The sequence below is a fragment of the Pseudomonas sp. ML2-2023-6 genome (assembly GCF_037055265.1).
In the GTDB taxonomy this organism is placed as follows: Bacteria; Pseudomonadota; Gammaproteobacteria; order Pseudomonadales; family Pseudomonadaceae; genus Aquipseudomonas; species Aquipseudomonas kulmbachensis.
Window position 1 is genome coordinate 4444735 of record NZ_CP146347.1, and the last position, 12221, is coordinate 4456955.

At 59.6% G+C, this 12221-nt stretch carries 10 protein-coding genes; 8 read left to right on the top strand and 2 right to left on the bottom strand.

The genetic code is table 11. From position 1 onward, the window contains the following. Nucleotides 1–12: 12 nt before the first annotated feature. Nucleotides 13–1329, bottom strand: a complete 1317-nt coding sequence (locus tag V6L79_RS20690) for an LLM class flavin-dependent oxidoreductase (RefSeq protein WP_338579429.1) — start codon at nt 1327–1329, stop codon at nt 13–15. A gap of 17 nt (nt 1330–1346) precedes the next feature. Further along, a complete protein-coding gene (locus V6L79_RS20695; protein WP_261739199.1) occupies nt 1347–2270 on the bottom strand; it encodes an ABC transporter substrate-binding protein in 924 nt (307 codons plus the stop codon). 313 nt (nt 2271–2583) lie between these two features. Between V6L79_RS20695 and V6L79_RS20700 the strand changes: the two genes are divergently transcribed. From V6L79_RS20700 to V6L79_RS20735, 8 genes are all read left to right on the top strand, one after another. After that, nucleotides 2584–3822, top strand: coding sequence for an acyl-CoA dehydrogenase family protein (locus V6L79_RS20700; RefSeq protein WP_261739200.1), 1239 nt, complete (start codon nt 2584–2586; stop codon nt 3820–3822). Nucleotides 3823–3911: 89 nt separating this feature from the next. Beyond that, nucleotides 3912–4826: a LysR family transcriptional regulator gene (locus V6L79_RS20705; protein ID WP_261739201.1), complete on the top strand. Its 915-nt coding sequence runs from the start codon at nt 3912–3914 to the stop codon at nt 4824–4826. Nucleotides 4827–4927: 101 nt separating this feature from the next. Further along, nucleotides 4928–6415 (top strand): gamma-aminobutyraldehyde dehydrogenase, encoded by a 1488-nt coding sequence (locus V6L79_RS20710; protein ID WP_261739202.1) that lies wholly within the window; start codon nt 4928–4930, stop codon nt 6413–6415. An 88-nt stretch (nt 6416–6503) separates the two neighbouring features. Beyond that, nucleotides 6504–7655: a putative ABC transporter substrate-binding protein YdcS gene (gene ydcS / locus V6L79_RS20715; protein ID WP_261739203.1), complete on the top strand. Its 1152-nt coding sequence runs from the start codon at nt 6504–6506 to the stop codon at nt 7653–7655. A gap of 105 nt (nt 7656–7760) precedes the next feature. Continuing rightward, nucleotides 7761–8798, top strand: a complete 1038-nt coding sequence (locus V6L79_RS20720; protein ID WP_338579430.1) for an ABC transporter ATP-binding protein — start codon at nt 7761–7763, stop codon at nt 8796–8798. Nucleotide 8799: 1 nt separating this feature from the next. Next, complete coding sequence (locus V6L79_RS20725) at nt 8800–9747, top strand: ABC transporter permease (protein WP_321834157.1); 948 nt, start codon at nt 8800–8802, stop codon at nt 9745–9747. Next, nucleotides 9737–10579 carry an ABC transporter permease gene (locus V6L79_RS20730; RefSeq protein WP_261739206.1) on the top strand — a complete coding sequence of 281 codons (843 nt, stop codon included), beginning with the start codon at nt 9737–9739 and terminating at the stop codon, nt 10577–10579. The genes V6L79_RS20725 and V6L79_RS20730 overlap by 11 nt, the downstream gene beginning before the upstream one ends. 78 nt (nt 10580–10657) lie before the next feature. After that, nucleotides 10658–12082, top strand: coding sequence for a gamma-aminobutyraldehyde dehydrogenase (locus tag V6L79_RS20735; protein WP_338579431.1), 1425 nt, complete (start codon nt 10658–10660; stop codon nt 12080–12082). The last annotated feature ends 139 nt before the right edge of the window (nt 12083–12221 follow it).

A 12221-nucleotide genomic window follows, 5' to 3' on the forward strand; every position in this document is an offset into this window, starting at 1 on the left:
TGTGATCAGTCACTAATAACTTTTTAAACCCAGATGCCCACGCAGTGTCGGGTGTTCATACGCCGTGCGCAGGTAGCCGCGACGTTGCAGGATCGGCACTACCGATTCGGTGAACTCCTTAAAGGTGCCCGGCAGATACGCTGGCGATACGACATAACCGTCGCAAGCGCCCTGCTCCAGCCAGTCGATCAGTTGCTGCGCCACGCTTTGTGCAGTGCCCACCAGTTGCGGCACTCGGATGCTGGCGGCCATGATCGCGCCGTATTCTCCAAGGGTGATATCGCGTTCCAGACGCAGCTTTTGCGCGATCACGTCCGGTGTCGTCGAGTGCCTGGCGATATCGAGCAGGCGGGTGTCCAGCGGGAACTGGGTGAAGTCGAAATTCGACTGGGTAGACAAGGTGATAACCCCCAGCTCAGGGTTGGCCAGCGCATTGTGCTCATCACGCTTTTTGATCGCCTCGGCTTCAGTGCCGCCAATAAACGGCATGACCGCGGTGAGGATTTTGCAATCGTCCGGGTTGCGACCAATGGTGCGCATTTGCTGGTGGATGTCCTGGCGGAATTCAAGCATGCGCTCCACCCGGCTGTTGATACTGAAAATCACCTCTGCCCAACGCGAACCAAACTGCCGACCACGCCCCGAAGCCCCGGCCTGGATCAACACCGGCTGGCCCTGCGGCACACGCGGAATATTCAGCGGCCCCTCACAGTCGAAGAAAGTACCGCTGTGCTTGAACGCATCAATCTTGCTCGCGTCCGCGAGGATGCCCCGAACCTTGTCCAGCACCAGCGCATCGGGCTGCCAGCTGTTCCACAGTTTGAGCACCAGTTCGACAAACTCATCGGCACGGGCGTAGCGCTGATCATGGGCCAAGTGCTGCGCTTGGCCAAACAGGCGCGCCTCGCTGTCATTCATCGAGGTCACGATATTCCAAGCGCTGCGGCCTCTGGAAATATGATCCAGAGAAGCGATCGCTCGCGCCACATGGGGCGGTTGGTAGTAGGTGGTGGAGCGCGTCAGCCCCAGGCCAATGTGTTTGGTGTGACCGGCCAACAGGCTGAGAATCGGTAACGGATCCAGCCGCGCAGCATCCTGGGCACCCAGCTCAAAAGAGCGCGCACGGGATTGCCCGGCCTGATCGCCAACCGCCAGCCGATCGGCAAAAAACAGCAGGTCGAAGCAGCCATCCTCGAGGGTTTTAGCGATTTCGATGTAGTAGTCGGGGTCGAGAAAGTGGCTATGGGTTTGCGGATGACGCCATACCGCGTGGCTATGTACCACGGGGCCCGAAAGCATGAACCCCGCCAATGCCATTTGCTTGGCCATAAGGATTTCCTTGTTGATCAGAGTGCGCGGTCAAACATGGGAGTGACGTCGTACGGCTTTTTAAGCAGCTTGGCGTCATAGAGGAAATCAGAGGTGGCCTGGGCCTCGCTGATGATGGTGGGCGAAATCGGCAACACGGTGATGGCGTCGCGCTTGAACCAGGCTTTGGCAATTTCCGGGGAGGACTGGTTAGCCTTGGACCAGGCAACGGCGTACTCATCGACATGGCTTTGGCTCCATACCCGGGCACGGGTCAGGCGCGCAACAAAGTCCTTGATGATTTCGCCTTTTTTCGCCAGTACAGGCTCATAGGCCACCACGTAAGTCGGTGCGCTCATCAGCCCCTTGGCGTTACGGATCAGGGTACTGCCCTCTTTCTCCTGCAACGAGACATAGGGTTCCCACGTGCCAAACGCGTCGATATCGCCCTGGCTCAGCGCCATGCTGGCTTCAGCCGGCAGCAGGTATTTGTAGGTCACGCTGTCGCGTGCAACCCCTGCCTCATCCAGAGCCTTGAACATCATTTGCTGGCTCCAGGAACCGTTCCAGATAGCGACGGTTTTACCTTTGAGATCAGCCACCGACTGAATCCCCGGGCGGGCCACGATACCTACACCGTTCAGGCTGGTTTGCGTACTGGCCACCACCTTCACCGGGGCACCATTGGCCGCCAGGCTAATCACCGGCGTATCACCAACGACGCCAATATCCAGCGCACCGCTGGCAACCGCCGAGGCCACTGGCGAGCCAGTATTGAAGCGCTTGAAGTCGATGGTATAGGGCAAGTCCTTGAGCTCACCCGAAAGCTCTAAAACAATGCGATTGGAGAAGAACTGATCCCCCACCACCAAGGTCAATGGCGCAGCTGCACAGGCCGATGCGCCATGCAGTGCCAGAGAGGCCACACCCAGCAGGGCCAGCAGTTTTTTACGAGTTGTCATTAAGGATCCCTACAGAGTTAACGGCTAACTCAACCATCTGTAGGCATGCAGTCTGGCATTGAGAAAAGAGGCTTTATGGATCGCCAAGCGTGGCGTTTTTAGAAGCTAGCGCAATAAATACATAACTGGTTAATACTTTTAAGTCATATCAATAGAACCCTGTCCGGGTATTTGGTTAGCTGTTTTTGGTATTAAGAATTTTCCCGTTCCAGGTTTAGGGTGGCCTCACCAGACCACTGGGCCTAATCGCATTTACTTCACTCATTACAGCGCCAGCGCGCCCTTGAGCGCAGGCCCGGCAAGGTCAGATTGCATGCCTAATCCAGATTTGAATATTTGGGGCACAGCCCCAACCGCCCGTTATGAACAACTGGCCGCGCCCTTTCGCCCACTGTTTGAACACATCAGCGCGCAAGCCGCGGAGGCGGATGGCTCGCGCAGCAGCCTGGCCACGGTGATCCAGCAATTGAATGCATTGGGCTTGCCGCGGTGGCGCCTGCCGCAAGCTTATGGCGGGCACGGCGCAACGTTGGTCGAGTTGCTCACCCTGCTGACCGAGTTATCCGCCGCGGACTCAAACATCACCCAGGCCCTGCGCGGGCATTTTGGTTTTTGCGAAGAAGTACTCGTCTCGAAGGATCTCGACTGGCAGGCAAAATGGCTGGACACGCTGAGCCAGGGCGCACTTCTCTCCCCGGGCAGTACCGAAGTCGGCACCCAGACCCGTGGCGAATTCGGCACACGCATCCATCGGGCTGAAGACGGCTCGTTGCGTATCAGCGGTAAAAAGTTCTACACCACTGGTGCGCTTTACAGCGACCTGATCAACACCATCGGCACCGGTGAAGACGACACGCTGTACAGCGTGGTGGTCGACCTTAAAGCGCCGGGAGTACAGATCATTGATGACTGGAACGGTTTTGGCCAACGCCTGACGGCAAGCGGCACCTGCATCTTCGAAAATGTACGGCTGGATGACGAGCCGCGCGCCACCGACCAGCGTTTTGCCTATGGGCAGTCGTTCTTTCAGATCTATCACCTGAGCACCCTGGCCGGTATCGCCCGCCGAGCCGCCTTGAGTGGCGCCGAAGAACTGAGCAATCGATCCAGGACCTTTTCCACGGGCAATGCCGACATTGCCGCGCAAGACGTACAACTGCTGCAAGTGATCGGCGAAGTCGCCAGCCAGGCCTACGCCGCACAAGCCATTACCCGACAAGCTGCAGAGCGTCTGGAGAGCACCGCGCAATACACGATAGCCAGTGACAAGCCCCTGCCCCATGACGATCCGCAGGTCGCACAGGCCGAGCTGGAGGTTTGCCTGGCGGTAAATCCGGTGGTGGACGCGACGCTGGCGGCAACCACCGCGCTGTTCGATGCCCTGGGCGCCAGCGCCACTGCAAGTAACAAGGCGCTGGATCGCCTGTGGCGAAACGCCCGCACCCTGGCCAACCACAACCCCCGGGTATACAAGTCGCGCATCGTCGGCAACTACCTGGTCAACGGCATAGTGCCACCCTCGCAGTGGCGGGTAGGCGTGGCCAAAGGCTGAACATCGCGAGTTCTTTCGGCACCAAGCCATCGATAAAAAGGATATACACTGGGGCACATCTATAAAAACAGCCCACTGGGTAATCCCCCATGATGACTTTGCGTCAGATCCGCCACTTTATTGCCGTGGCCGAGACCGGTTCGATCTCGGCCGCCGCCCAGGCGGTGTATATCTCACAATCGACATTGACCCTGGCCATCCAGCAACTGGAGCAGGAAATCGGTGTCAGCCTGTTCAACCGCCATGCCAAGGGCATGACCCTGACCCACCAGGGCCACCAGTTCCTGCGCCAGGCGCATCTGATTCTGGCGACTGTCGACAACGCCAAGCGTAGCCTTCAGCAGAGCACCGACCAGGTGGCCGGGCAGTTGATCGTAGGCGTGACCAGCCTCGTTGCCGGTTACTACCTTGCAGACTTGCTGACCCGCTTCCAGCGCGCTTATCCCAACGTCGAAATTCGAGTAATGGAAGACGAACGCCCTTATATCGAGCATTTGCTGGTCAGCGGCGAAATTGATGTCGGGGTACTGATCCTCTCCAACCTCGAAGACCGCCACGCCTTGCAGACCGAAGTGCTGACCCACTCCCCCCACCGGCTATGGCTGCCGGCCCAGCACCCGTTGCTGGAACGCGACAGCATCAACCTTGCCGACGTGACCCGCGAGCCCCTGATCCAGTTGAACGTCGATGAAATGGACAGCAATGCCCAGCGCCTGTGGTCCCGGGCGGGCCTGCAACCGCGCATCACTTTGCGCACCGCCTCGACCGAAGCGGTACGCAGCCTGGTGGCTGCAGGGTTGGGCGTGTCGATCCAGCCGGACATGACTTACCGGCCATGGTCACTGGAGGGCGACATCATCGAAGCACGGCCCATAGCGGATCTGAACCAGACCCTCGACGTCGGCCTGGCCTGGCGCCGCGGTACTGCGCGCCCGGCGTTGGTAGATCCGTTCCTGACAGTCGCCCGGGAGCAACCCCACGGCGGGCGCAAGCCATCTATTTAATCGAACGCCACCTTCAGTATTAAGTATTTGTCGACCTCGGAGCCCAAGACTAATCTTGTTACATCTATAAGACGGTCGGGGCCCCAGTCACAGGGAGCACCATGACCACACAAGAAAAGAGAACCCGCAAAATGTCAGCCGCCCAGACCCCGTTGTTCACCGCACTATTAATCGATGGTGAACTGGTCGCAGGCCAAGGTATGGCTGAGCCAATCCTCAACCCCGCAACCGGTGAAGTGCTGACCCACATCGCCGAAGCCAGCTCCGAGCAGGTCGAGGCCGCGATCCTCGCCGCCCACCGCGCGTTCGCTGGCTGGGCACGGACCACGCCGCAGCAACGCTCGAACCTGCTGCTGGAGATCGCTAATGCGATCGAAAAGAACGCCGACTTGCTCGCCCGCCTCGAATCGCTGAACTGCGGCAAGCCACTGCACCTGGCCCGCAAGGACGATCTGAGCGCCACTGTCGATGTGTTCCGCTTCTTCGCCGGCGCCGTGCGCTGCCAGACCGGCCAGCTCAGCGGCGAATACCTGCCGGGCTACACCAGCATGGTGCGCCGCGATCCGATTGGGGTGGTGGCATCGATTGCGCCATGGAACTACCCCATCATGATGGCCGCCTGGAAAATCGCCCCCGCGCTGGCCGCTGGCAACACGCTGGTATTCAAGCCTTCCGAGCACACTCCGCTGTCGATTCTGGCCCTGGCGCCAGCACTGGCCCAGATCCTGCCACGCGGGGTGATCAACATTATCTGCGGCGGTGGTGAAAGCGTGGGCAGCTGTCTGGTCAGCCACCCCAAAGTGCGCATGGTTTCGCTGACCGGCGATATCGTCACCGGGCAAAAAATCCTGTCGACCGCCGCCAAAACCCTCAAGCGCACGCACCTGGAACTCGGCGGCAAGGCCCCGGTGATTGTCTGCAATGATGCGGACATTCAAGCCGTGGTTGAAGGCGTGCGCACCTATGGTTATTACAACGCCGGCCAGGACTGCACCGCAGCCTGCAGGATTTATGCACAGGCCGGAATTTATGACCGACTGGTAGCCGAGCTCGGTGCCGCCGTCAGCAGCCTGCGCTTTGCCGGTAAACGCGACACCGACAACGAGATCGGCCCGCTGATCAGCACCCGCCAGCGCGACCGCGTATCCAGTTTCGTCGAGAGGGCCCTCGGCCAACCGCATATTGAACGCATCACCGGTGCGGCCGTGCATTCAGGTGCTGGCTTCTATTACCAGCCCACCCTGCTGGCCGGGTGCAAACAGAGCGATGAAATTGTTCAGCGCGAAGTGTTCGGGCCCGTGGTCACAGTGACCCGCTTCGACGAACTCGCCCAAGCCGTGGACTGGGCCAACGACTCCGAATACGGCCTCGCCTCCTCGATCTGGACCCAAAACCTGGACAAGGCAATGCAGGTTGCGGCACGCCTGCAATACGGTTGCACCTGGATCAACAGCCATTTCATGTTAGTCAGCGAGATGCCCCACGGCGGGCTCAAGCGCTCGGGCTATGGCAAGGATTTGTCCAGCGATTCGCTGCAGGACTACAGCGTGGTGCGGCATATCATGGCCCGCCACGGGCAACATCTATGAAAAACAGCATCCCCTAATAACAAGCCGCTCACGGCACAACATCACGTTCAAAACTGCCCCGACCATAATTAAAAAAGAGGGAAACCCCATGTTCGTGCACAAGACCGCAATGCTCAGTGCAATCACCACCGCGCTGCTGGCCAGCGCCACGCTCCAGGCCGGCGAACCGCTCAAAGCCGTCGGTGCAGGCGAAGGCCAGCTGGATATCGTTGCATGGCCCGGCTACATCGAGCGGGGCGAGAGCGACAAGGCTTATGACTGGGTAACCGGTTTCGAAAAAGAAACCGGCTGCAAGGTCAACGTCAAGACCGCCGCCACCTCCGATGAAATGGTCAGCCTGATGGCCAAGGGTGGCTATGACCTGGTCACCGCCTCCGGCGACGCATCGTTACGGTTGATCGTCGGCAAGCGCGTACAGCCGATCAATACGGCGCTAATCCCGAACTGGAAAAACATCGACCCGCGACTCGCCAATGCGCAGTGGTACGTGGTCAACCAGCAAACCTACGGCACCCCGTATCAGTGGGGCCCGAACGTACTGATGTACAACACCGGTGTGTTCAAAACCGCGCCTGACAGCTGGAGCGTGGTGTTCAATGCGCAGAACCTGCCCGACGGCAAACCGAACAAGGGTCGCGTGCAAGCCTACGACGGCCCGATCTACATTGCCGACGCGGCGCTGTACCTGAAGACCGCCAAGCCGGAACTGGGCATCCAGAGCCCCTATGAACTGACTGAAACCCAATACCAGGCCGTGCTTGAACTGCTGCGTGCCCAGCAACCATTGATTCACCGCTACTGGCACGACACTACCGTGCAAATGAGCGACTTCAAAAACGAAGGCGTGGTCGCGTCCAGCGCCTGGCCGTATCAAGTCAACGGCCTGATGAACGAGAAACAGCCAATCGCCTCGACCATCCCCAAGGAAGGCGCCACGGGCTGGGCCGACACCACCATGTTGCACGCCGAGGCCAAGCACCCCAACTGTGCTTACAAGTGGATGGACTGGTCGCTGCAACCCAAGGTCCAGGGCGACGTAGCCGCCTGGTTTGGTTCGTTACCAGCAGTGCCGGCAGCGTGCAACTCGAGCGAACTGTTGGGCGCACAAGGCTGCAAGACCAACGGTTTTGACCAGTTCGAGAAGATCGCCTTCTGGAAAACCCCGCAGGCTGAAGGCGGTAAATTTGTGCCGTACAGCCGCTGGACCCAGGACTACATCGCGATCATGGGCGGTCGCTAAGCCCTCTTCGCCAGCAGGCTCACTTGCGCATTTGATTGCACTCCCCCGTGGGAGCGAGCCTGCTCGCGCAGCTTTTAAAGATTCTGTTTTTTGGAGCACCGCACCATGACACTTGCAGTCCAGTTCACCCAAGTTTCCCGTCAATTCGGCGAGGTGAAAGCCGTTGACCGGGTTTCCATCGATATCAAGGACGGCGAGTTCTTCTCCATGCTGGGCCCATCCGGCTCGGGCAAAACCACCTGCTTGCGTCTGATCGCAGGCTTCGAACAACCGAGCGCAGGCTCGATCCGCATTCATGGCGAAGAAGCCGCCGGGCTGCCGCCGTACCAGCGTGATGTGAACACCGTCTTCCAGGATTACGCTCTGTTCCCGCACATGAACGTTCGCGACAACGTCGCTTATGGCTTGAAAGTCAAAGGCGTCGCCAAGGCCGAGCGCCAGATGCGCGCCGAAGAGGCGCTGGATATGGTCGCCCTTGGTGGTTACGGCGAGCGTAAACCGGTGCAGTTGTCCGGCGGCCAACGCCAACGCGTGGCCCTGGCCCGCGCCCTGGTCAATCGCCCCCGCGTGTTGCTGCTCGACGAGCCCCTGGGCGCTCTCGACCTGAAGCTGCGCGAACAGATGCAAAGTGAGCTGAAAAAGTTGCAACGCCAGCTCGGCATCACGTTCATCTTTGTCACCCACGACCAGACCGAAGCGCTATCGATGTCTGACCGTGTAGCCGTGTTCAACAAGGGCCGCATCGAACAAGTTGATACCCCGCGCAATCTGTACATGAAACCGGCAACCACCTTCGTCGCCGAATTCGTCGGCACCTCCAACGTGATCCGCGGTGATTTGGCGCGTCGATTGAGCGGCAACCCGCAGGCGTTTTCAATTCGTCCCGAGCATGTACGTTTCGCCGAGGGCCCCTTGGCCAGCCACGAGATCGAAGTCAGTGGCCTGCTGCACGATATTCAATACCAAGGCAGCACCACCCGCTATGAGCTGAAACTGGAAGACGGCCAGACCCTGAACATCAGCCGCGCCAACGTGCAGTGGCTGGATGTCAGTGCCCAGCACCAGACAGGGCAGCGCATCAGCGCCCGCTGGGCACGCGAGGCCATGGTCGCGCTGCACAACACCGTTACAAGCGGGGTGTGAGATGAACAGCGTGGCTATCCCTCAAACCCAGGCCGGTAACTCGCCTCTGCGCAGGTTCTCCAACCTGTTGTACCGGCGCCCCAACCTCTACCTGTCGATGCTGCTGGTGCCGCCGTTGCTGTGGTTTGGCGCGATCTACCTGGGCTCGTTGTTGATGTTGCTATGGCAAGGTTTTTACACCTTCGATGACTTCACCATGGCGGTCACTCCCGACCTGACCCTGGCAAATTTTGCAGCGCTGTTTCAGCCGTCAAACTTCGACATCATCGTGCGCACTCTGAGCATGGCCATTGTCGTGTCAATCGCCAGTGCCGTTGTCGCATTTCCGATTGCCTACTACATGGCGCGCTACACCACCGGTAAAACCAAAGCGTTTTTCTACATCGCGGTGATGACGCCGATGTGGGCCAGTTACATCGTCAAGGCTTACGCCTGGACGCTGCTGCTGGCCAAGGGCGGCGTGGCGCAGTGGTTCGTTCAGCACCTGGGGCTGGAACCGGTATTGCAGTTTGTACTGGGCATTCCGGGGGTCGGCGGCAGTACATTGTCGACCTCGCACCTTGGCCGTTTCATGGTGTTCGTCTACATCTGGCTACCGTTCATGATATTGCCGATCCAGGCCTCTTTGGAACGCTTGCCGCCCTCCCTGCTGCAAGCCTCGGCCGACCTTGGCGCCAAGCCGCGCCAGACCTTTATGCAGGTGATTCTGCCGCTGTCGATTCCGGGCATTGCCGCCGGTTCGATCTTCACGTTTTCACTGACGCTGGGCGACTTTATCGTGCCGCAACTGGTCGGCCCGCCAGGCTACTTCGTTGGCAGCATGGTGTACGCCCAACAAGGCGCAATCGGCAACATGCCGATGGCTGCCGCCTTCACGCTGGTGCCGATCGTGCTGATCGCCATTTACCTGTCCATCGTCAAACGTCTGGGGGCCTTCGATGCGCTCTGATCCAAAGAAACCGGCGTCGGAAAAACAAGGCGATCAAGCATCCCTGGGCCTGAAAATCGCAGCCTGGGGCGGGTTGGTGTTTTTGCACTTCCCGATCCTGATCATCTTCATGTACGCCTTCAACACCGAGGAAGCGGCCTTCAGCTTTCCGCCCAAGGGGTTCACCCTGCACTGGTTCAGCGTGGCGTTTTCGCGCCCCGACGTACTGGAAGCGATCAAGTTGTCGGCACAAATTGCTGCGATTGCAACGCTGATTGCGATGGTGCTCGGCACCTTGGCTTCGGCGGCGTTGTACCGCCGGGATTTCTTCGGCAAGCAAGGCATCTCATTGATGCTGATCCTGCCGATTGCCCTGCCCGGGATCATCACCGGTATCGCGTTGCTGGCGACATTCAAGTCATTCGGCATCGAACCCGGGATGTTCACCATCATCGTCGGCCATGCGACTTTCTGCGTAGTGATCGTCTACAACAACGTAATCGCGCGCTTGCGCCGCACCTCCCACAGCCTGATCGAAGCGTCGATGGACTTGGGGGCTGATGGCTGGCAAACCTTCCGCTACATCATGTTACCGAGCCTGGGCTCGGCGTTGCTCGCAGGCGGGATGCTGGCATTTGCATTGTCGTTCGATGAAATCATCGTCACCACGTTCACTGCTGGTCATGAGCGCACCTTGCCGCTGTGGCTGCTCAACCAGCTCAGCCGCCCAAGGGACGTGCCGGTCACCAACGTAGTCGCCATGCTGGTGATGATGGTGACCATGCTGCCAATTCTCGGCGCCTATTACCTGACCCGTGGTGGCGAAAGCGTAGCGGGCAGTGGCGGTAAATAACCGACAGCGACTCCCCCACTGTGGGAGCGAGCAGGCTCGTTCCCACAGTGATCAAAATAATTCGATAAGGACGCAGCCATGCAAACCAAACTCTTGATCAACGGCCAACTGATTGACGGCGAAGGCCCCGCCCAACCGGTGCTCAACCCGGCACTCGGCAGCGTGCTGGTGCACATCAACGAAGCCAGCGAGGCCCAGGTCGATGCCGCCGTGCGTGCCGCCGATGCCGCGTTTGACAGCTGGTCGCAAACCCCGCCAAAGGACCGCTCACTGCTGTTGCTCAAAATCGCCGATACCATCGAAGCCCACGGGCAAGAGCTGGCCAAACTGGAATCGGACAACTGTGGCAAACCCTACAGCGCCGCATTGAACGACGAGATTCCGGCGATTGCCGATGTATTCCGCTTCTTCGCTGGCGCCAGCCGCTGCATGAGCGGTTCGGCCGGCGGTGAATACCTGCCGGGGCATACCTCGATGATCCGCCGCGACCCGGTGGGTGTGATCGCCTCTATCGCGCCCTGGAACTACCCGCTGATGATGGTTGCCTGGAAAATCGCCCCGGCCCTGGCTGCCGGTAATACCGTGGTGCTCAAACCGTCGGAGCAAACCCCGCTGACAGCATTGCGTCTGGCTGAGCTGGTGTCAGATATCCTCCCGGCTGGCGTGCTTAACCTGGTGTTCGGCCGCGGTCAGACGGTGGGCAGCCCACTGACCACTCACCCCAAAGTGCGCATGGTGTCGCTGACTGGCTCGATTGCCACCGGTTCGAACATCATTTCCAGTACCGCTGACAGCGTCAAACGCATGCACATGGAGCTGGGCGGCAAGGCCCCGGTGATTATCTTTGACGACGCTGACATCGACGCCGCCGTGGAAGGCATCCGCACCTTCGGTTTCTACAATGCAGGGCAAGACTGCACCGCCGCCTGCCGCATCTACGCCCAGGAAGGCATCTACGACAAGTTCGTCGAAAAGCTCGGCGCGGCGGTAAGCAGCATCAAGTACGGCTTGCAGGACGACCCATCGACCGAACTCGGCCCGCTGATCACCGCTCGCCACCGCGACCAGGTTGCCGGGTTTGTCGAGCGCGCGGTGGCGCAGCCGCATATCCGTTTGATCACCGGTGGCAAGGCGGTTGAAGGCGAGGGTTTCTTTTTCGAACCGACCGTATTGGCCGACGCCCTGCAGGACGATGAAATTGTCCGCCGCGAAGTATTCGGGCCCGTGGTGTCAGTGACCAAGTTCACCGATGAAGCACAGGTGCTGGGCTGGGCCAACGACTCGGACTACGGCTTGGCGTCGTCGGTCTGGACCTCGGACGTAGGTCGCGCACACCGTTTGTCTGCACGCTTGCAGTACGGCTGCACCTGGGTCAACACCCACTTTATGCTGGTCAGCGAAATGCCTCACGGCGGTCAGAAACTGTCCGGTTATGGCAAGGACATGTCCATGTACGGACTGGAGGACTACACCACCGTGCGACATGTGATGTTCAAGCACTAACCGCTTCGCGAGCAGGCTCGCTCCTGCATCTTGACCGCACTCCCCCTGCGGGAATGAGCCTGTTCGCGAAGGACTCTGCGCGATTTAAAAACAATAACCGCCGATCCCGGCAGCGCCATCAGCGCCTTGCCACGGTTTC